Genomic DNA, 21,379 nt, shown 5'->3' on the forward strand with positions numbered 1-21,379 from the left:
AGGAACTGCTGCGCACACAGGAGACTTTCGTGGAGGAGCTGTTCGACGCGCTGCTGGACGAGCTGGGCTTCCCTGAAGCTGTCCACTCCACACCGTAGCCATAAGAAACGACGTCTTGGTACGCCTCCCACGCCATCCAGTGCAGCAGCTGAGCCCTGACCCTGGACCTGGCCGGCAGAACCGGAGACCACCGAGACGGGTAACAGCGGCAGCGCCGAACCGCCGCCCTGCCCCGCTCCCGTCCGCTGACGTTGCGGTCAACCACGGCCGTCACCCCACGCAGAAGCCCCGTCAGGACGCACCTGACGGGGCTTCACGTTTGCTACTACTTGATTTGCCACTCGCAAGGGCCGACAGTCACGGCAGTCCCAAGTGGCCACCCAGAGGTGATGCCCTAATCGGGCCGGAGTGTGCCTCGAAGATGGGATGCGGCCCTCCTGGCCGCATCCAACTGGCCAGAGAGCAACCTTTTCCGCTTCCCCCAGTCCTCTGCCCTAGCAATGGACTTATCGAGGAGGTCAAGCATTTCCGCTTCCGCATCCTTCTCGGGATGCCTTGGGAGTGCCACCTGAACAACCAGAGATCGGAAGTCCTTCAGAAAGGATCCGATCCTGATTCCAGAGAATTTCGGACCATAGACTTCCCCTGGAACAAAGTAGGTGACCGTCAGATTAAACGGGACATCAGGCAGCGCTTCGATTTCCTGCAGTGGCGCCTGCAGGGAGTCGAGCGCAGAGGTCCACCGCTTGTCTTCAAGCCCCCCACCAATGATCGACCTCACCGAAAGCGGATCAAGGGACGCGCTCGCATCTTCATTAATCACCGACATCACAACCCCAGATACATTTTCCCTGCATGCGCCTCTTTGTTGAACGGACCAGGCCAACGCTCCACGATCCACCTCTCCAGGTCAAGCATATTCGCGCGCGAACCACTAGTTAGCACGCGCATGCGAGCCGCACCCATCGCGGCCATATCCTTTGCAGAGTACCGACCTGCCGGATTTTGGGTGATGCCAGTCTTGAGGTAGCCCTCATTGCCATCCTCCAAAACATAGAGGTAGTTCGTCGCGGTGCTGTTTCGCGAGTTTCCGTGAGTGGATGGAGCTGGGCTCGGCCGCGGGTTGAGACTGGGGCCCATCTGTCCATTGGCCAGCCTGGGCTGAGCTCCAGAAGCACAGGCGCAAGCGGTCGAGTGACCTGCAGTGCCGCCTCCGCAGTTGTGGACGAGTAGCGGCGTGGCGGCCGCCAGCACATGGTACGTGTGCTGGCAGCGCCTCCTCTAGCTGCTTTTATGCAGGTGGGGCGGGGTTTGGTGGTCCGCCGGAGTCCGTGGTTGTGCGCCTGGATCCGTGGTTGTTGCCGTCGCTACTGCCGTCAGGAGCCGGGGTTCTCGCGCGGAGCGGGGATACGGTCGCCGCGTGATTCGGCGACCCGGAGTGCGTCAGCCAGGGCTTCGGTCAGCCGGCAGGCGAGCCACCGGTATTCGACGGCCGAGAGCACCTTGGCTCCGGGAGCCACGACTCCGCGGGCGTACTCCAGGAGTTCCTCGCCCATGTCGAGTTGCACCTCTTCAATGCTGTCTGCGAGTGAGGAGAGGTAGCCCCTGCCGTCGGTGCTGAGGTAGCAGGGGTTCCCGTCCTGTGTGGTCCACGGCAGTAACCGGGGACCGGTCACGCCTGCCGCCGCGTCGCGCAACTCCCTGCGGCGCATGCGGTCCGCGTCGGTCCTGGATGTGCTCATGGTCCACCCCCACCTGGGTCTCCGAATGGAATACGGCGACCGTAGGGGTCTACTGTCCGTCACTCCATCGGCGAGGCATGCCAGTTATCGACGGAGCGTGCCGGAAGTATCGCGTTGCGTGGTAGCTATCCGACGACGCCCAGGTAGTTGGCCATCTCTCGCATCTCCGTTGTGAGGGTGCGCTTGCGCTTGCCCAGGATCTCCTGCATGGTCTCGGCGGCCATGTTCTGGTGCCGCATCCACTCCGGGGCCGCCTCTCGGGCTCGGGTCACCGCCGCCCTGCCCCATCGTCCGCTGACGTTGCCGTCATCTACTGCCGTCACGCCACGCAGAAGCCCCGCCAGGACGCACCCGGCGGGGCTTCATTTTGCTATCACGAACTGCTTTGGCAAATGAATGGAGGCGTAGCCTGTTAATGATCAGCCCAGGCTCTCGGCAGGCTCAAGCCAGTCCGCCGCTTCCCTCTCTGTCATGTCATGAATTGTTCCCAAGACTCGCCGACCGCTCCCACTCCCCAACGTCCCGCAGCAACGGCCCAACCACTGACCGCGCGCCAGCCGCATAGACCATCCACCGGAGCTCCTCGCAGCCGTATACCGCCTCTCCCTGCGAATCAATCCACATGCACACAATATTTCCGGATACCGCCGTCACATCCCACCAAGACCAAGTCCGCTGACCCGGCTCGAATGAGTACAGGAGATCCTGAACTGTCCACTCCTCATCACCCCGATGCGCCGCATACCTCGGAGCTGCCTCCGCCCAAGCATCAGCAGCCCAAGCGGGCATGTCGGCCTCCGAGATCATCTCAGACTCAAAGTCAGCTTCCAAAGCCGCCTTGACTCCAGCCCCGACCAACTCCCGTAGCCGCCGCCCAAATACCTCCGTCTCGTTCCACGCCTCCACCTCGATGTAGAACGCCGACAACATCCCATCCGGGAAGGCATCGGGACGGTTAGCGATCCTGGCAAGTTCAGCCAATGAAGTCATCGAATCACTCTCCCGGAACCAGGAATCACGGCAGAAAGCAACGCAGAGAAGTTCTCACCACCAAACAAGTCATGCGGAATTCCGTAAAGGTCTGCCGCCACCTTCGGATCATCGATCTGAGGTCTGCCCACGGAGTCGATGTTCCACTCTCGCCGACTCATACCCTTCGGTCGACGCTGGCCGATGGCTGCGGCGCGGACCTCGTCGAGGAACGATTTTGGAACGTCGAAGGCGACGATCTGGCTCTCCGCGCCGCGAAATGCCTCGGTGTGCGCGATGTTGCCGCTCATATTGACATGGATCATCGCGTCACCGCTCATCGTGACGTTCCCGCCGGCATCAATGTGTACCCGCTCACTATGCCCCCCGGCACGCTGGGCCCGGTAGACCGTAACGTTGCAATTGTGTACTAGGACCGGGGTGGCGCCCGCCAGTACGTAGTACGTGTGGAGGTCTTCGACCGTGAGGTTGTGGACCGCGGCCTGGAGGGTGGTCCAGCGCTTGACCGCTGTGATCTGGACGTGGGTGCCGGCGCTGGTCTGGAGCCACTGACCGGGCTGGAGGTCGGTGGCGTTGCGCCATTCCTTCAGTTCGGGGACCCAGAACGGGTGGTGGTCCGTGGCCGTGATGGTCTCGGTGGAGTCGCCCGCCTTGACCTTGATCTCGACGAGGTTCTTGGTGCCCTCGCCGGCAATCGTTGCCGTGACCTTCTTGGGTGAGGTCTCTCCGGTTTCCGGGTCTGCCGCCAGGACGACGTCACCGATCTCGATGTCCTCGATCGCCTTGATCGTGCCGTCCGCCAGGGCGACGTGAGTGCCGACCGCGAAACTGTTGCGGGTTGCGCAGCTCCCTACGACCCTCGCGGCGAGCTTGCCCCCGACCTTGGCCGCCAGGGTGCCCGCGCCGTGGCCCACCACGGCTCCGGCTGCGCCGCCGATGGCGCCGACGCCCATGTCCTTCAGGACGCCCAAGGTGCTGTGGTCGGCGCCGGGTGTCATGGCGTTGGTGACTGCGGCGCCGGCCGCGCCGGCTATCGCTCCGCAGCCCGCCACCAGGGCGATTCCGGCGCCGCCGGTCGCCACGGCCGCACCTCCGGCTGCCGAAACGCAGGCCGCGCCGACGACGATCTCCGTTGTAATGGCGACGATCTCGACCTTGTGCTCGTGCCAGACCTTCTCCGCCTTCGCCTTGGCCCGCCCCAGCTGGCAGAAGCTGAAGCCGCTGCACTTCTTCGCCTTCTTCGTCGAGCCGCCGGAGTTCGTCGCCCAGCTGCTCTTGTGGGCCACCCGGCCGTAGGAGTAGTACTTCGGCCCCTTGCCGGTGACCTTGGTACCGCCGCTCGTGCACTTCAGCTCGCCCGTGCCGCACTCGGCGATGATCAGACCGGTCGGGTCCGACTTCATCACCGGGTTGCCGTTGGCGTAGGCGTACCCGTTCATCTGCAGCGGGTCCGTGATGTCGATGACCGGGTCGACGCTGATGAACCGGCCCACGGACGGGTCGTACTCGCGGGCACCGATGTGCGTCAGGCCCGTCGTCATGTCCTCGACGCCGACACCGAGGAAGGTGCGCTTGCTGGGGAACGTGCCCGCCGTGCCCCGCGGGTTGCCGTACGGGTCGAACTTGCGGCGGGACAGGTCCTGCCCGGCATTCAGCGCCACCGACGTGGTGGTCGTGCCGTGGTGGTCGGCGAGCTGGACCGACAGGCTGTGGCCGATCGTCTTGCCGTAGGTGTGGCGGACCGTCGTCACGCCGCCCGTGCCCGCGTAGTAGCGGCGGGCGTCGATCGCCTTGCCCGCGGCGTCCACGGTGATCTCGGCGTCGCCGAGGTACAGCGTGCGGGTGGCCCCGGTGTTCTCCAGCAGACGGTTGCCGTCCGCGTCGTAGCGGTAGGTGGTGACGTCGGTGAAGTTCCACTGCTGCGCGGCCGAGGCGGCGTTGCAGGTGGCGACGGCGAGGTCCGTGCCGTTGGCGTCGTTCGCGCCGGGAACCTCGATGCACTTGCCCGTGGACGGGTGGTGCAGGCTCTTGTCACCGGAGCGGTGGACGAACTTCTGGTTCGCGCTGCCGTTGCAGGTGGCCAGCGTGACCGCGCCGCCAGTGGACGTGGCGCACTTGCCGAACGCCTGCAGCGTGTCACCGGACAGACGCCACTGCTGCGCCTTGGTGTCGTTGCAGGAATACAGCTGGATCGGCGTGCCGTCATCGGTCTTCGCCGACTGCACGTCCAGGCACTTGCCGGAGAGACCGATCAGCGGGAAGGCGCCGACGCCCGGGCTGCTGGCCGAAGTCAGCTTGTTCTGCCGGTCCCAGGTCAGCTTCTGGGTGTCGCCGTCGATCGTGCGGCTGGTGGTGTTGCCCGCGTTGTCGTAGGCGAACGAGGAAAGGGCCGTGATCGAGGAGCCCGGCTTCTTCGTGTCGATCTTGACCGACGCGAGGGCGTGCGGCTGGGTCGTCTGCTCCTGCTGGGTCCCGTTGTTCGGGATCTTGATGCCGTACGTGTAGGTGTGCTTGTCGTCGTAGTCGTCGTTGGTGAGGTCCTTGTCGACGAACGTGGTCCGATTGCCGATGTTGTCGAAGTCGTACGTGTACCAGTAGCCGTCACCGTCCGGACCGGCCGTCACCGTGGACGTCGAAGGGCCTGCGCAGTCGGTCTTGCCCGTCCACGCCTGGCGCAGCTGGCCCAGGGGGTCGTACGTGAAGCACTGGCGGTCGATGCTGCCGCCCGGCCGGGTGTCCTCGATCTCGGTGATGTTGCCGACCGGGTCGTACTCGTACGCGGTGTCGGAAATCCGGTACGGGGCGGATTCCCGGTCCGCGACCGTCCTGGTGACCCGGCCCGTGTACTCGTCGCGGTAGGTGGTCGTCCACACCCGCTCCGGGGCGGCCCCGCTGACCGTGCGCAGCACCTCGTCGAACGGGCTGTAGCTGGTGTCCGCGGTGTACCAGGCCAAACCTGAGACGCTGGTCGGCCTGCCCGCCTTGTCGTGTCGGGTGACGACGCGCTCGGCTGCCAGACCACCCGGGGTGGACGGCAGGGTGGTCGACTGGACGTTCCCCGTGAAGGTGTAGGTGGTGTTGTACGCGTAGCTGCCGGCCAGTCCCTTGGTGTCGGGGGTGTCGGGAATCGTGATCTTGCTGCCGGTGGGCCGGTACTCGGTGTCGTACCCGGTCACCTCGCGGACGTACGCCTTGCCGTTCTCATCGAAGACGGTCGAGGCGACCGGCTGGCCCTTGGCTCCCGGCAGGGTGTCGAAGGTCCAGGTGGCGGCCAGCCGGCCGTCCCACGCGTCGTCGCGGAGGGCGGTCTTGCGGCCGAGGGCGTCGTACTTGAAGTGCTGCGCCCGGCCGGTCGAGTCCCGGGTCCAGGTCAGCTGGTCGAGGTCGTTGTAGACGTATTCGGTCTTGCCGGTGTCGGGGTCGTTGCCGGTCTTCTGCCGGCCGCGCGCGTCGTAGGTGTACGTCCACTCGTTGTGGGCGGGGTCGGTGACCTTGGTGATCTTCCCGCGCAGGTCGTAGAAGTACGAGGTGTCGTTGGACGTCATCAGGTCCAACGCCGTGTAGTGCTGGATCCGCTCGGTGCGGCCGAGTTCGTCGGTCCACACCTTCTGGGCACGGCTGCCCACCAGCGGGGTCTGGCCGCCGGGTGCCATACCCGTGCGGGTCAGCGTCCAGTCGCCGGCGTACTCGGTGGTCGTGGTGTCCTTGGGGGCGCCCGCGTGGAACGTGGTCTCGCGGACTGGGCGGCCCATGCCGTCGTAGGCGATCTGCTTGGAGTTGGGGACCTCGGCCTCGGGGACGAAGATCTCCCGGTTGGGGACGCCGTCCGCCAGATAGCCGCTGTTGGTCTTCTGGACCCCGCCGCCCTCGTTGTAGTAGGTGTCGGTGATGATCCGCTTGCCGCCGGCTGCCTCCGTCTGCACCTGGCGGGGACGCAGCAGGCCGTCGTAGATGGTGACGGTGTCGTCGTAGTAGTTGTCGTCCCGCAGCGTTCCGGTCTGGACGACCGGCGGCTTCTGGTCGCTGATCTGGTACGAGGCCTGGAAGGCCGGCTTGTCGGTGAGCTTCTGCGAGGGCTTCCACACGGCCGTCGTCCGGCCGAACTCGTCGTACTTGGCGACGGTCTTGCGGCCGTTGGCGTCGGTCACTTCCAGGTCGGTGTCCCGGCCCGGGTCCGACTTGGTCGTGGAGGTGTGACCGAGCGGGTTGGTGACCGTCACCGTGAACGGCACGCCGGTGGCAGGGCTGTACGTCGTGCTGGTGGCGTTGCCTGCGGCGTCGTACGTCTTGACGGACCGGCCCAGCGCGTCGTACTCGGTCCGGGCCGTGGTGATCCAGCCGGTGCCGGTCTCGTCGTTGGCATCCACCTGGACGGCGTTGCCCTTGGTGGGGGGCTGACCGAAGGCGCCCGCGGTGTCGTAGGCCGTTCGGGTCGCGGACAGCTGCTGCGCGGTGGCCGACTGGGCGCAGTCGCCGACGGTGGTGCGGACGCCGGACGGGAGGCCGATCAGGTGGCTGCCGGTGTTGTGGACGTAGGTGGTCTTGGCACAGGTGAGATCAACCGTGCCGGCCGAGGAGACGGACTCCGTCTGGGCCGCGGTCAGCAGGCCGTAGGTGGCGTCGTACTCCGAGAGCTTGCGCACGGTGCGCGTGCCCGTGCTGGTGGTCTCGATCGTCTCGGTCTTGGAGATGCCGGTCCGGTACGCCTCCAGCGGGTCGAGCCCCGCCCCGCGGGGACGGGAGCCCAGGAGTTTGTGCCAGGGCCAGTTCAGCTCGCGCTCGGCCACCTTGCGGCCGGTGGTGGCCGCCTTGGTGTACGTGATCGTCTCGGCGGTCATGCCCGCGTACTGCGGCAGGTCATCGCCGAGCTTGACCGCCCCCGTGGAGTCCATGACGGGAATCGGCTCGGGGCCCTTCTCGCCGGACATGCCGCGGAAGTAGCGGGTCGTGGTCTGGGTCTGTTCCCGCGCGTCGGCCTCTCCGGTCCTCTTGGTCAGGCCCTTCCTGGTGTGGACGGTCTCGTAGCCGCGGAACTGGTTGTACGTGCGCTGGTCAGGGTTGGAGAACTCGTCGGTGTCCTTGGCCCAGGCGGCGCCGTCCACGGGGTACTCGTACGAGGTGACGACCGCCTCCTGGCGGCCGACGCGGTCCTTCTCCAGGACCTTCTCGACGAGGTACTTGTTGAACCAGGCCAGCGGCGGCTTGTCCAGGTCTCCGTCGGGCGACCAGTGGACGGGGTAGCAGTTCGACTTGTTGTTCGCGGGGTCGGGGAAGGTGCCGGTCTCGGGGCACTTCTCCGAGTAGTCGACGAAGACCTCGCCGCCCGTCTCGGTACGGATGGTCTCGATCCGGGGCCGGTCGAAGCCCGGCGTCTGGTCCTTGTCGCCGGCCTTGACCCGGTTGGGCATGCGCTTCTGGTTCGGCAGGAAGCTGACCGGCGGCATGTCCTCGCCGATCGGGTTGCCGTTGGCGTCCTTCGGTGCGTCGACCGCGTACGCGTAGCGGGTGACGGAGCTCAGCCACAGCGGCGGGTGCGTGTCCGTGAGGGTGGTGAGGAAGTCGTGGTTGAGCGTCCACTTGTCGACCACGGACAGGGCGGTGGAGCCCTCGGTGCGCTGCGCGAAGGTGGTGATGGCCGTCAGGCGCTTGCGCGTCCAGAAGGTGGGCGAGCCGGTGTAGCAGTTGGCGTCGTCCTCCTTGCAGAGGAGGGTGGACGGCGTGTCCCACCAGACCTGCTTGTCCGAGTAGTTCTTCGACTCGAACTTCGCGTTGTCACACTTGGGCTTCTCCTCCAGGCAGCGCTCGGCCACGGCGAAGGTGACCCGGGCAGCCGGGGGGCCGTTGATCGCGTCGGACCGGAGGCCGTAGTTGATCTGCGTGGGGTAGCCGCCGCGGACGTACCGCTCCGCAGCCTTGTCCGTCTCGGTGGTCTTCTTCTTGTATTTGTTGTTCTTGGCGTAGCGGTTGGTCTCCCGCTGCCAGTCGACGTACATCGCGTTGCCGTGGACGTCCTCGACGTAGTCGAGGTTCCAGCGCCAGCCCTGCTGGCAGGCGGAGGCGGCGAACGTCGTCTGGTAGCACGGCTCGCCGGGGTGGTTGCCGAAGACCGGGACGTAGAAGACCGAATCGGTGGTGATCCCGGAGCCGAGGTCGTGGCGGCCGAAGAAGTAGCGGGTTCCCTCGCGGGTGGTGACGATCCAGTGCTCGCCGTCCCGGGCCCCGTTGCCGGTCGCGCCGGTCTTGTGCTCGATGCGGGAGCCGTCGTCGTTGGCCGTCATCCACGCGCCGGTGGCCGTGTCGTGGACGAGTTCGGTGCTGCTGCCGCCGAGCGAGAGGACGGCGTTGTCACTGGCCCAGCACAGGTCGCCCTTCTTCTTGTCCGCGGTGTTGTCGTTGTTGGGCTTCTTCCCGGCAGCATCGGCCTTGGTGTCGTCGGCACAGCCGCGGTAGCGGCGCTCGATGAAGCCCGGGTGGTAGTCCCATCCGTCGCCGATCCACGACGCCTGACCGTTCTGGACGGAGGTCTTGCCGTCGACGGCCTGGGAGGAGTACGAGATGTCGATCTTTGGCGCCGGGCCCGCGGGCGGTGCAGGAACGCCCATGGGATAGGACCAGTTGAAGGCACCGCTGCTGCCTCCGGCGGTCCACGTCCCGGACGGGGACAGCGGGCTGGCGGTGTAGTTGCCGCCGGCGCCGGCGCCGGAGTCCGAGGCACCCAGGACGACGGGACCGCCGCCCCCGGACATGGCCGTCATGCCCTCGCTGGGTGCCGTGGCCGGGTCGACAGTGGCCCGTACGGTGCCCGTGGCCGGGTCGTTGACGGACGGGACGTCCTGCGGGGTGCTGCACTCCTCCAGCTGCGGAGTGTCCAGGAAGCAGGCCGGGTACTGCTTGAGCTGGAGTCGCGTGGACCACTCGGTGCCGTAGAGGTCCTTGAACTGGCTGTAGTCGAGCTGGACGTCGACCGGGGCCGAACCCTGCTCCGGCGGTACGACCTTGATGATGGCCGCGTCGACGTCAGCGGTCTCGGTGACACTACGGGCCCCGACCTGGACCAGCCAGGTCCCCGAAGGGGCGGGCGGGTTGGGGTTCTCCGGGGTGGACGACGCCTTGCCGATGCTGACCGGAAGGGTCGGGGCCTTCACCAGCCCGGTGTCGCTGGGCGACAGGGGCACCGGCTCCGTCTTTGCGGCGGGCACCTGGAGCTTCGACGGGTTGTACTCGTCCAACTTGGCGGTCGAGGTCCCGTCCCAACCCTGAAGCAGCTGGGCCCTCGGCACATCCGGCTTGACCGGATTGTCCTCGTCGAGTTCGGGCAGCGAGATGGCGTTGCGGTCCCCCGGGCCCGCCGCCCAAGCCTGCGCGGGCAGCAACGTCGCCACCAGAACCGCAGAAAGTGCGGCTGCGGCACGGCCGGCCAGGCGCGCGCGGGCAGCACGAGCCCTCCGGTTTCCGGGCAGCCGGAAGTTATCCGCCGAGAACGGCGACATGTGTGGATCCCCCCACGCGCCTGCTGGTGCGTCTGATCTGGCCCCAGGGCAGGGAACTGACAAATTGCCAGGTGATTGTGAGGGTCGCTTCCACAGAAAATCCATAGATCCACAAGGGGTGTGCCCTTTATCACTTACCGAAGCCACATGATGGCAAATAAGACGCAAAAAGGACTCTTGTCGGGGGTTGGATAACAATTCGGAGAACGACTCCGCGCCCCCCATGACGCATGCTCAGCTGGCACATCCGTGTGCCCGGATGGCAATGGGGATTGCCCATCCCGTTTTGCGGCCGATCGGCCGAATTCTGAGACGAGTACGAAGACCAAGGGCGACGCCTTTCACGCGCCCGAGGGGGGAGAGGACTGGCGTGGTCGCGTTGCAGCAACCCGTTGACGAAAGACCGGATCCGGAAAGCGGGCAGCCGGGGCCGACGGGTGTCGGCGGACGTCGCCGCCGCAGACGGGGACCGGCCGCCCTGGCTCTCCTCGTGGTGGCCGCTCTCGCGGTCCCCCTGGGTGTCCACCTGACGTCCGGAAGCTCCGGAAAGCCTCAGGAGCCGGCCGGCCGCAACGGCATGGTCGACGCGCCCACGGCCGCCCGCAAGGCCCGCGAGACGGGCAAGGACGTGGAGGTCACCGCCGCCCGTACGGCGAGCAGCACGACGTGGGCGCAGCCGAACGGCCAGAGCCGGAGCCGGATCCACAGCAGCGCGGTCCGCGTCAAAGTAGGCGGCGAGTGGAAGGCCGTCGACACGACGCTGGCGCCCGTCAAGGGCGGCTACGCACCCAAGGCGGCCAACAGCCCCGTCGTCTTCTCCTCCGGCAGTGCGCAGAAGAAGGCCCAGCAGAACGCGGGTAATGGTCGCGCCTCACGTGACCTTCCGCGCACGGCACTCGGCGCCGCGGAGGCGGTTTCGGTTGCGCGTTCGGCGCCGTCGACGGCGCCGCCCGGCTCGGGGTGGAGCGATCTGGTCAGCTTCACCACCGAAGGCCACACGATCACGGTCAAGTGGCCCGGCGCCCTCCCTCAGCCCGTCGTGGACGGTCCCCGCGCCCTCTACGAGAACGTCCGGCCGGGCATCGACCTGCTGATGACCGCCCATGACAACGGCTACTCGCACCTGCTGATCGTCCACACCCGCGAGGCCGCAGCAGACCCGCTGCTGGCCGGCATCGGATACCACCTCTCCTCCCCCGACCTGACCTTCCACCTGGACGGGACGACCCAGGTGGTCAGCGCGCGGAACGGCGAGGGCGAGGAGATCGCAGCCTCCCCGACGCCCTACATGTGGGACTCCTCCGGGAAGATCGTCCGTACCGAAGGCGAGCAGGCGCCCGCGCTGAGCGAGACCGCACGGCAGCACGCCGGGCTCTCGCTGCCCGGCATCAACAGCGCCGAGGGCGCCGTCAAAGCCGTGGCCCGGTCCGCGCTCGCACCGGACAACACGCTGACCGTCACGCCCGACCGGAAGCTGCTCGACAGCGCGGACACCACCTACCCGGTCTTCATCGACCCCTTCTTCAAGGGGCGGAAGCACAGCTGGTCCCTCTTTTACAAGTCCGAGGGCAACGCCAGCTTCTACAACGGCCAGAACTTCAATCCCAATGGAACGACCGAGGCGCGCATCGGCTACGAGTCGGATTCCGGCGGCACCTCCCGGGCGGCCTTCAACTTCGCATTCGGCAGCGAGATGCACGGGGCGACGATCACCTCGGCATATTTCAGGACCCTCCAGACCTATTCGTGGGGATGCGCAGCCCGCGCCTACCACCTCTACCAGACCGGCTGGGTTTCCAGTTCCAGCACCTGGAACAACACCGACAACGGCACCTTCTGGTCCAAGTACGTCAACTCATCCAGCAACACGGCCGGTTACCGCTCCGACCAGTGCCCGGACGCATGGGTCGGCATCGACATGAAGTCAGCCGCCATCGACGCGGCGAAGAACCGCTGGGGCGCACTGTCACTCGGCCTGCGCGCCGCGAACGAATCCGATTCCTCCTACTGGAAGAAGTTCCTCGCCAACGGTGAATCGGCCCCGGTCATCGACATCACCTATGTCAATCCGCCGAAGGTTCCGACCGCTTCGGACATGCGCACCGAACCGGGAGGGGGATGCACCACCAGCAGGCCCGGCCTGAGCATCGCCAAGACCGACCTGACCTTCGAGGTCAAGGCGAGCGACCCGGACGGCACCGCCAACATCAAGTCCGTCGACCTCGAAATCTGGGACGCCGACTCCGGCCAGGGCGTCTTCCGGGAACAGGTCTCACCGACCAACGGTGTGATGACCAAGAAGCTCCCCTGGACGACGTTCACCTCGGGTCGCACCTACCACTGGCTGGCCCGGGTCATCGACTGGGACGGCGCCTGGTCCGGCAGCGGCCCGGTGGACTCCGGCAGCAGCGGCTGGTGCACCTTCACCGTCGACCACCTCGCGCCGGCCAGCCCGGCCGTCCGCTCCGCCCACTTCCCTCCGCCCGGGCCCGACGGCTCGGTGTGGAGCCAGGAACCCGCCGGCACTCCGGACCAGTGGATCGAGGTGCTCGGCAACGGAACGAAGGCGGAGGAGATCCGCGAGTTCAAGTGGAGTCTGAACGACACCGTCCTGGACCAGACGACCTGGGTCTGGGACACCGCGAACGCGCTCGGCTCCATCAAGCTCAAGGTCGACACGGCCGGCCCCAACGTGCTCTACGTGAAGACGATCGACAAGGCCGGGAACCCCTCGCCGCGGGTCGCCTACACCTTCTACGTGCGCCCGCGGGCCGGCCTGGACAAGCCGGGCGACGTCACGGGCGACGGATTCCCGGACGTTCTGGCCATCAATGCGGACGGGAACCTGCGCACCTACCCGGGCGACTCCCAGGGCGACACCGACGCGTCCATGCCGGCCGCCCTGAACGGAGACAAGATCATCTCCTCGGGGTACTGGAAGGACTCCTCCGGCAAGCCGGCCCTCGTCTCCCACTCCACCGACTGGTACCCGGGCGACGGCCTCACGGACCTGGTCGCCCGTATGCCCGACGGGAACCTGTACGTGTATCCCGGCGACGGCACCGGGCGGTTCGACACCGCGCGCCGCATCGAGATCCTGCTCCCGGCCGGGGCTCCGGATCCCGCGACCTTCGACCAGTTCGTCACCACCGAGGACGTCACCGGCGACGGCATGCCGGACGCGTTCGCCCGCATCGGCGACTCCTTCTGGGCGTTCACCGGCTACAGCGGGGCGACCTTCGCCGAGGCCAGGCAGATGTCTGCGAGCAGCTGGAGCATGCGGGACATCGTCGGTGTCCGGGACGTTTCCGGCGACGGCGTCCCCGACCTGATCTTCCGGGACGACGCGGACCCCGACCGGGGTCTCGCCCTGCGCAAGGGCAAGCCCGGGGCGAACGGCGGGGTGGACCTCGTTTCCATCGCCACGGCGGGCGCGTCGCAGGACGCCAAGGACTACACCTACGCCGCCACCGGTTGGGGCAGGGCCGCCGTGCCGAAGGTCCTGGGCACCCCGGACGTGAACAGCGACGGCATCCCGGACATCTGGGCCGTCAAGGCCGACGGGAAGCAGGTCCTGTACGCGGGCGGGAAGAATCAGCTCGGGGCCGCCACCGGCGCGGGTGACGACGACGGGTGGGGCGGGTTCCTCGGCGTCGGGTGAGCCCGGACGACGGGTGCGGCCCGTGGCCGGGGACGGTTCCGCCCCCGGCCACGGGCCGTTTTCGTGTGCGGGACGGGCGGCGTGGTGGTTCCGGCTGCCGTTGTCAGTGCTCTCGGGTAGTTTCCGGAGTGACGGGAACTACCCAGGGGGACGGGCGACATGAGTGACCTCGCGACGACGGATCCGGAGCTGGACGCGGCGATGGAGCGGTACCGGGTCGAGCTGACCGGGTACTGCTACCGGATGCTCGGCTCGTCCTTCGACGCGGAGGACGCGGTCCAGGACACGTACGTGCGGGCCTGGCGGAGCTGGGAGAAGTTCGAGGGGCGTTCCTCGGTGCGGTCCTGGCTGTACCGGATCGCCACCAATGTGTGTCTGGACCTGCTGAACGCGGGGAAGAAGCGGGCCCGGCCGATGGACCTGACCGCCCCGCAGGCGCAGTCCTCCGCCGTGCTCAACGAGCGGCCCGAAGTGACCTGGCTGGAGCCGGTGCCGGACGGGCGGGTGCTGCCGCAGACCGCCGACCCGGCGGAGGCCGCGCTGGCCAAGGAGTCGGTGCGGCTGGCGTTCGTCGCGGCGCTGCAGCACCTGCCGGCCAAGCAGCGTGCCGTGCTGATCCTGCGGGAGGTGCTCGCCTGGAAGGCGGACGAGACCGCGGAACTGCTGGACACCACGGTGGCCTCGGTGAACAGCGCCCTGCAGCGGGCCCGGGCGACGATGGCGGCGCACCCGCCGCGGGACAGCAGCCCGGCCGATCCGCTGGACGCGGACCAGGCCGAGCTGCTGGGGCGCTACCTGTCGGCCTTCGAGGCGTACGACATCACGGCCCTGACCGCGCTGCTGCACGAGGACGCGGTGCTGTCCATGCCGCCCTTCGACCTGTGGCTGCAGGGCATCCCCGACATCGCGGCCTGGCACCTCAACCAGGGCATCGGCTGCAAGGGGTCGAGGCTCGTCCCCACCACCGCGAACGGCATGCCGGCCTTCGGCCAGTACCGGATCGCGGAGGACGGCGACGGGCACACGCCGTGGGCGCTCCAGGTGCTGGAGATCTCAGACGGGCGGATCACCGGCCTGAACGCCTTCCTGGACACGGCCCGCTGGTTCCCGCTGTTCGGGCTCCCGGAGCGGCTGGCCTAGCGACTCACCGAGACCTACGAGCTCCAGCAGGCCGCGCAGCGGCGGCGAGGCGCGTACCCGGAAGGGCACACCGAGCCGCCGCGCGGCGAGCGCTGCCCGGGCGAGCGCGTTCACCGTCCCGAGCGTGGGCGCGGTGAGGGCGGTGGCATCGCACACCACCTCACCGGGCCCGTCCCGGCAGATCGCCCTCACGCGCGCGCACAGCTCGGCGGGGTCGGCTTCGGGCCCCTCCAGGGCCAGGATTCTGATCTCCACACGCTGGTGACCCCTGGGAGAGGCGAAATTCATCGGCGGGCCGACGTACGCCTACGGACGCGGGAAGCCGAAGGTGTCGTGTTGGCACCGGTCCCAGCATGACGAACGGGACCGGCGGGGGTCCGCCGGTCCCGTTCACCCGAATGGGAAACCGCAGGTCAGGCGATGCGGTCCAGCACGATCGGGGTGGCCGTGAAGTCGGTGCCCGCGGCGGCGACGTCGTAGACGCCCTCCAGGGCGGCGAGCGCGTACTCGAACTTCTCCGGGGTGTCCGTGTGCAGCGTCATCAGCGGCTGGCCGGCCGTGACGGAGTCGCCCGGCTTCGCGTGGAGCTCGATGCCCGCACCAGCCTGCACCGGGTCCTCCTTGCGGGCGCGGCCCGCGCCGAGGCGCCAGGCGGCGACGCCGACCCCGTACGCGTCCAGCCGGGTCAGCACGCCCGAGGCGGCGGCGGTGACCACGCGCTGCTCGCGCGCGACCGGGAGCTTCGCGTCCGGGTCGCCGCCCTGGGCCGCGATCATCCGGCGCCAGACGTCCATGGCGGAGCCGTCGGCCAGGGCCTTCGCCGGGTCCGCGTCCTTGATTCCGGCCGCGTCGAGCATCTCGCGGGCCAGGGCCAGGGTGAGCTCCACGACGTCCGCCGGGCCGCCGCCCGCCAGGACCTCGACCGACTCGCGGACTTCGAGGGCGTTGCCGGCGGTCAGGCCGAGCGGGGTCGACATGTCGGTGAGCAGGGCGACGGTCTTGACGCCGGAGTCGGTGCCGAGGCCGACCATGGTGCGGGCCAGCTCGCGGGCGTCCTCGATGTTCTTCATGAAGGCGCCGGAGCCGACCTTCACGTCCAGGACCAGGGAGCCGGTGCCCTCGGCGATCTTCTTGGACATGATCGAGGAGGCGATCAGCGGGATGGCCTCCACCGTGCCCGTCACGTCGCGGAGCGCGTAGAGCTTCTTGTCCGCCGGGGCCAGGCCGTCGCCGGCGGCGCAGATCACGGCGCCGGTGGTGTCCAGGACGTGCAGCATCTCCTCGTTGGAGAGCAGGGCGCGCCAGCCGGGGATGGACTCCAGCTTGTCCAGGGTGCCGCCGGTGTGGCCCAGGCCCCGGCCGGAGAGCTGCGGGACGGCCGCGCCGCAGGCCGCCACCAGCGGGGCCAGCGGCAGGGTGATCTTGTCGCCAACGCCGCCGGTGGAGTGCTTGTCGGCGGTGGGGCGGGAGAGGGAGGAGAAGTCCATGCGCTCGCCGCTCGCGATCATGGCGGCGGTCCAGCGGGCGATCTCGGCGCGGTTCATGCCGTTCAGCAGGATCGCCATCGCCAGGGCGGACATCTGCTCGTCGGCCACGACACCGCGGGTGTACGCGTCGATGACCCAGTCGATCTGCTCGGGGCTCAGCTCACCGCGGTCACGCTTGGTGCGGATGACGGAAATGACGTCCATGGCAGTTCCAGTTCCTTCCGGACATGTTCGTACGTACGCGACTCTACGCGCGTTGAGGGGAGAGAAGGGTGCGGCCCCCGCACCGGACGGGGTGCGGGGGCCGCGGGAGGAAGCCCTAGCGGAGATGGTCCGGCCCGAAGGCCTGCGGGAGCATCGCGGACAGCGGCAGGATGCCCTCCGGGGTGTCCACCTGGAGCTCGGGGCCGCCGAACTCGAACAGCAGCTGGCGGCAGCGTCCGCACGGGACCAGGAGCTCGCCCTTGCCGTCCACGCAGGTGAAGTGGGTCAGCCGGCCGCCGCCCGACAGCTGCAGGGCGGAGATCAGCCCGCACTCGGCGCACAGGCCGAGGCCGTAGCTGGCGTTCTCCACGTTGCACCCCTGCACCACCCGGCCGTCGTCGACCAGGGCGGCGACACCGACCGGGAAGCCCGAGTAGGGGGCGTACGCCCGGGACATGGCGTCCCGGGCGGCCGCGCGGAGGGCGTCCCAGTCGGGGGTGTGCGCGGTCGTCACCGGCGTCACTTGCCCTGGCCCTTGCGGTACGGCATGCCGTCCGCCTTGGGCATCCGCAGACGCTGCGCCGACAGGGCGAGCACCAGCAGGGTGGTGACGTACGGGGCGGCGTCCACGAACTGGCTCGGGATCTCGTCGGTGACCGCGTACAGGAGGAACAGCAGGGCCGCGCAGACACCGGTGACGATGCCCTTGGTGGTCTGCTTCCGGTACAGCTGCCAGGCGGCGACCAGGACCAGCAGGATCGCGATCAGCAGCACCACGGCGAGGACGTTCTCGGCACCGCCGCGCAGCTTGAGGCTGTCGGTGAAGCCGAAGAGGCCGGCGCCCAGCGCCATGCCGCCGGGCATCCAGTTACCGAAGATCATCGCGGCGAGACCGATGTAGCCGCGGCCGCCGGTCTGGCCCTCCTGGTAGATGCCGGTGGAGACGATCGCCAGGAAGGCGCCGCCGAGACCGGCCAGGCCGCCGGAGACGACCACGGCGATGTACTTGTACTTGTAGACGTTGACGCCGAGGCTCTCGGCGGCGATCGGGTTCTCACCGCAGGAGCGCAGGCGCAGACCGAAGGTGGTCCGCCACAGCACCCACCAGGTGGCGGGGACCAGCAGCAGCGCGAGCACGGTCAGCAGCGACAGGTCGGTCAGCACGCCGCCGACGATGCCGGCGATGTCCGAGACCAGGAACCAGTGCTTGTCCTGCAGCTCGGCCAGCGAGTCGGCTCCCGGCACGGTGATGGTGGTGATCGGATCGATGCGCGGGGACTGCTTGGAGGAGCCGCCCGGGGCGTCGGCGAAGGTGAACTCCGACAGGTACTGGGTGAAGCCCAGGGCCAGGATGTTCACGGCCACACCGGAGACGATGTGGTTGACGTTGAAGGTCACGGTCATGACCGCGTGCAGCAGGCCGCCGAGGGCGCCGCCGACGATGCCCAGCACGACACCGGTCCACGGGCCCCACTGGTAGCCGGCCCAGGCACCGAACCAGGTGCCGAGGATCATCATGCCTTCGAGACCGATGTTGACCACGCCCGCGCGCTCGGCCCAGAGGCCGCCGAGGCCGGCCAGGCCGATCGGGACGGCGAGCTGGAGCGTGCCGGAGATCTGGCCGACCGAGGTGAGGTCCTCGGCGCCGGAGATCGTGCGGACCAGCGAGACCAGCAGGAGGCCGCCGGCGATGATCAGCAGGATCCAGGGCAGGGTCAGCTTGCGGCGGCCGCCCGGGGCGGGTGCCGCTTTCTTCGCGGAAACGGTACCGGCGCTCACGCCGCGACCTCCTTGTCGGTCTTGATGGCGTGGCCGGCGGCCAGCTCCTCGCCGACCTTCTGCTGCTGTCGGCGGGTGCCGTAGCGGCCGACGAGCTCGTAGGAGACGACGACCGCGATCACGATCAGGCCCTTCATGATCGTGCCGATCTCCTTGGCGTAGCCGGCCGTGTCCAGGCCGGCGGACGCCTTGTCGATGAACGCGATCAGCAGGGCGGCGAAGAACATGCCGACGGGGCTGTTGCGGCCCAGCAGGGCGATGGTGATGCCGGTGAAGCCGACACCGACCGGGAAGTTCAGGCTGTACGTGTGGCTCTCGCCGAGCAGGACCGGCATGCCGACCAGGCCGGCGACCGCGCCGGAGATCAGCATCGCGGTGATGATCATCCGCTTGGAGTCCACGCCCGAGGCGGTGGCGGCGGACTCGCTGGCGCCGCTGGCGCGCAGGTCGAAGCCGAACCGGGTGCGGTTGAGGACGAACCAGTAGAGGATGCCGAGGGCGAAGGCCACGAAGGTGAAGCCGTAGATCTCGCCCGAGTCGCCCAGGGCGAGGGCCGGGAACCAGCCGGACTCGGCGATCTCACCGGTGTTCAGGTCGTTGGAGCCGGGCGGCTGCACGCCGAGGTTCTTCGGCAGGATCAGCCAGGCGATGATGCTGGTCGCGATGGCGTTCAGCATGATCGTGGAGACGACCTCGCTGACGCCGCGCTTGGCCTTGAGGATGCCGGCGATGCCGGACCAGGCGGCTCCCACCAGCATGGCGACGATCATGATCAGCAGGATGTGCAGCGGCCCGGGCAGGGTCACCGCGGCACCGACCACGGCGGAGATCATGGCGGCGAACCGGTACTGGCCGTCGACGCCGATGTTGAAGAGGTTCATGCGGAAGCCGATGGCCACCGCGAGCGCCGCCAGGTAGTACGTGCCGGCCTGGTTCACGATGAGGATCTGGACGTCCTCGTACGTGCCGTTCTCGACCATCAGGCGGAGCGGCTCGATCGGGTCCACGCCCGTCGCCGCCAGCACGACCATCGTCAGCAGGAACGCACTGACCAGCGCCAGCACCGGCCCGGCGAAGCCGAGGATCAGCCGGTCCTTGTCGAATTTCTTCATCGGGCCTCGTCCTCCGTCGTGTCACCGTCGGCAGCGGCGGAGTTGGTGTCGTTGGCTTCCAGGTGGCCCGCGGCGGCGCCGGTCATGGCGGTGCCCAGCTCCTCCGGGGTGATGGTCGCCGGGTCGGCGTCCGCGACCAGGCGGCCGCGGTAGATGACGCGCAGGGTGTCGGACAGGCCGATCAGCTCGTCCAGGTCCGCGGAGATCAGCAGTACGGCCAGGCCTTCGCGGCGGGCCTCGCGGATCGCGTCCCAGATCTGCGCCTGCGCGCCGACGTCCACACCGCGGGTGGGGTGGGCGGCGATCAGGAACTTGGGGTTGTGGCTCATCTCGCGGCCGACGATCAGCTTCTGCTGGTTGCCACCGGAGAGCGAGGCCGCGGTGACCTCGATGCCGGGGGTGCGGACGTCGTACTCGCGCACGATCCGCTCGGTGTCCTTGCGGGCGGCCTTCGGGTCGAGGATGCCGCGCTTGGAGTTGGGGGCCTCGGTGACGTGGCCGAGGATGCGGTTCTCCCACAGCGGGGACTCCAGCAGCAGGCCGTGCCGGTGACGGTCCTCGGGGATGTAGCCGATGCCGCCCTCACGGCGCTTGCGCACCGGGGTCTTGGTGATGTCCGTGCCGTCGAGCGTGATCACACCCGCGTCGGGGGTGTTCATGCCCATCAGGGCCTCGATCAGCTCGGTCTGGCCGTTGCCCTCGACACCGGCGATGCCCAGGACCTCGCCCTTGTGGATGGTGAAGCTGACGTTGTCGAGCAGGAGCCGGCCGGCCGGGACGTGCTCGTGCACCTCTTCCGACTCGATCTCGATGTTCGGCGCCATGGCCTCGGGCGTCGTGATGGACGCCTTGTCGGCCAGGCTCAGGTTCCGGACCTGGAGCATCGGGGTGGTGGTCACCGTGGACTCGCGGGTCTCCGGCGAGGGGAGCTCGGCACCGACCATCAGCTCGGCGAGCTGCTTGGTGGTGGCGGTCCTCGGGTCGGCGGTGCCGACGGTGGTGCCGCGGCGGATGACGGTGATGTCGTCGGCCACCTTCAGGATCTCGCCCAGCTTGTGCGAGATGAAGATGACGGTCAGACCCTCGGCCTTGAGCTCGCGGAGGTTGTCGAAGAGAGCGTCGACCTCCTGCGGCACGAGCACGGCGGTCGGCTCGTCGAGGATCAGGATCTGCGCACCGCGGTAGAGGACCTTGAGGATCTCCACGCGCTGCCGGTCGGCGACGCCCAGGTCCTCGACCAGCACGTCCGGGCGCACGCCGAGGCCGTACGCGTCCGAGATCTCCATGATCTTCTTGCGGGCCTTGGCCCCGATGCCGTAGAGCTTCTCGCCGCCGAGGACGACGTTCTCCAGGACGGTGAGGTTGTCGGCCAGCATGAAGTGCTGGTGGACCATGCCGATGCCGCGGGCGATGGCCTCGCCGGGGCTGTTGAAGGAGACCTGCTCACCGTTGATGGCGATGGTGCCCTCGTCCGGCTTCTGCATGCCGTAGAGGATCTTCATCAGGGTCGACTTGCCGGCACCGTTCTCGCCGATCAGGGCATGCACGGTGCCCTTGCGGACGGTGATGGCGATGTCCTTGTTGGCGACGACGCCGGGGAAGCGCTTGGTGATGCCGTGCAGTTCTACGGCGAGGGGCGGGCTGGACGCGTTGATGACGCACTCTCCTTGGCCGGAAGGAGTCGAGGGCAGGGGACAGGGCGGTGGGTGACGCTATCGCGTCCCTGTGCGCTCTACGCGCGTAGCACTGTCAGAAATGAAAAGTCGGCGGCAAA

The 21,379-nt window shown here is 68.2% G+C and carries 12 protein-coding genes; 2 read left to right on the forward strand and 10 right to left on the reverse strand.

The genetic code is table 11. The features are described 5' to 3' along the window. Positions 1 to 394: 394 nt before the first annotated feature. From AC067U_RS21365 to AC067U_RS21385, 5 genes are all read right to left on the reverse strand, one after another. Complete coding sequence (locus tag AC067U_RS21365) at positions 395 to 886, reverse strand: hypothetical protein (RefSeq protein ID WP_478831335.1); 492 nt, start codon at positions 884 to 886, stop codon at positions 395 to 397. A 490-nt stretch (positions 887 to 1,376) separates the two neighbouring features. After that, positions 1,377 to 1,742, reverse strand: a complete 366-nt coding sequence (locus tag AC067U_RS21370; protein ID WP_478831336.1) for a hypothetical protein — start codon at positions 1,740 to 1,742, stop codon at positions 1,377 to 1,379. Positions 1,743 to 1,867: 125 nt separating this feature from the next. Beyond that, the gene (locus tag AC067U_RS21375; RefSeq protein WP_478831337.1) at positions 1,868 to 2,014 is read right to left on the reverse strand and encodes a hypothetical protein; all 147 of its coding nucleotides are present in this window, start codon (positions 2,012 to 2,014) and stop codon (positions 1,868 to 1,870) included. Positions 2,015 to 2,216: 202 nt separating this feature from the next. Further along, positions 2,217 to 2,723, reverse strand: a complete 507-nt coding sequence (locus tag AC067U_RS21380; protein WP_478831338.1) for a hypothetical protein — start codon at positions 2,721 to 2,723, stop codon at positions 2,217 to 2,219. Positions 2,724 to 2,728: 5 nt separating this feature from the next. Beyond that, positions 2,729 to 10,114 (reverse strand): ricin-type beta-trefoil lectin domain protein, encoded by a 7,386-nt coding sequence (locus AC067U_RS21385; RefSeq protein WP_478831339.1) that lies wholly within the window; start codon positions 10,112 to 10,114, stop codon positions 2,729 to 2,731. A gap of 598 nt (positions 10,115 to 10,712) precedes the next feature. Between AC067U_RS21385 and AC067U_RS21390 the strand changes: the two genes are divergently transcribed. Further along, positions 10,713 to 13,883, forward strand: a complete 3,171-nt coding sequence (locus tag AC067U_RS21390) for a DNRLRE domain-containing protein (protein WP_478831340.1) — start codon at positions 10,713 to 10,715, stop codon at positions 13,881 to 13,883. Between the two features lie 159 nt (positions 13,884 to 14,042). Beyond that, entirely contained in the window at positions 14,043 to 15,023 is a 981-nt protein-coding gene (locus tag AC067U_RS21395; RefSeq protein WP_478831341.1) for a sigma-70 family RNA polymerase sigma factor, read from the forward strand. Positions 15,024 to 15,436: 413 nt separating this feature from the next. On the opposite strand, the gene AC067U_RS21400 is transcribed toward AC067U_RS21395, so the two are convergent. The 5 genes from AC067U_RS21400 to AC067U_RS21420 all read right to left on the reverse strand — a co-directional run bounded on the left by AC067U_RS21400 (position 15,437) and on the right by AC067U_RS21420 (position 21,260). Continuing rightward, positions 15,437 to 16,714 carry a thymidine phosphorylase gene (locus tag AC067U_RS21400; RefSeq protein ID WP_478831342.1) on the reverse strand — a complete coding sequence of 426 codons (1,278 nt, stop codon included), beginning with the start codon at positions 16,712 to 16,714 and terminating at the stop codon, positions 15,437 to 15,439. 115 nt (positions 16,715 to 16,829) lie between these two features. Then, complete coding sequence (locus AC067U_RS21405) at positions 16,830 to 17,228, reverse strand: cytidine deaminase (RefSeq protein ID WP_478831343.1); 399 nt, start codon at positions 17,226 to 17,228, stop codon at positions 16,830 to 16,832. Positions 17,229 to 17,233: 5 nt separating this feature from the next. Continuing rightward, positions 17,234 to 18,493, reverse strand: a complete 1,260-nt coding sequence (locus AC067U_RS21410) for an ABC transporter permease (protein ID WP_478831344.1) — start codon at positions 18,491 to 18,493, stop codon at positions 17,234 to 17,236. Then, on the reverse strand, positions 18,490 to 19,605 hold the full coding sequence (locus tag AC067U_RS21415; RefSeq protein ID WP_478831345.1) for an ABC transporter permease: 1,116 nt from the start codon (positions 19,603 to 19,605) through the stop codon (positions 18,490 to 18,492). Before AC067U_RS21415 ends, AC067U_RS21410 begins: the two co-directional genes overlap by 4 nt. Continuing rightward, a complete protein-coding gene (locus tag AC067U_RS21420; RefSeq protein ID WP_478831628.1) occupies positions 19,602 to 21,260 on the reverse strand; it encodes an ABC transporter ATP-binding protein in 1,659 nt (552 codons plus the stop codon). Before AC067U_RS21420 ends, AC067U_RS21415 begins: the two co-directional genes overlap by 4 nt. Positions 21,261 to 21,379: the final 119 nt, after the last annotated feature.

It is taken from the genome of Streptomyces sp. NPDC043853, from assembly GCF_056436025.1.

What these genes read in the sequence shown, in the direction of transcription:
- AC067U_RS21400 (WP_478831342.1), bottom strand. Translation starts at nt 16,714, where the DNA reads ATGGACGTCATTTCCGTCATCCGCACCAAGCGTGACCGCGGTGAGCTG.
- AC067U_RS21415 (WP_478831345.1), bottom strand. Translation starts at nt 19,605, where the DNA reads ATGAAGAAATTCGACAAGGACCGGCTGATCCTCGGCTTCGCCGGGCCG.
- AC067U_RS21395 (WP_478831341.1), top strand. Translation starts at nt 14,043, where the DNA reads ATGAGTGACCTCGCGACGACGGATCCGGAGCTGGACGCGGCGATGGAG.
- AC067U_RS21370 (WP_478831336.1), bottom strand. Translation starts at nt 1,742, where the DNA reads ATGAGCACATCCAGGACCGACGCGGACCGCATGCGCCGCAGGGAGTTG.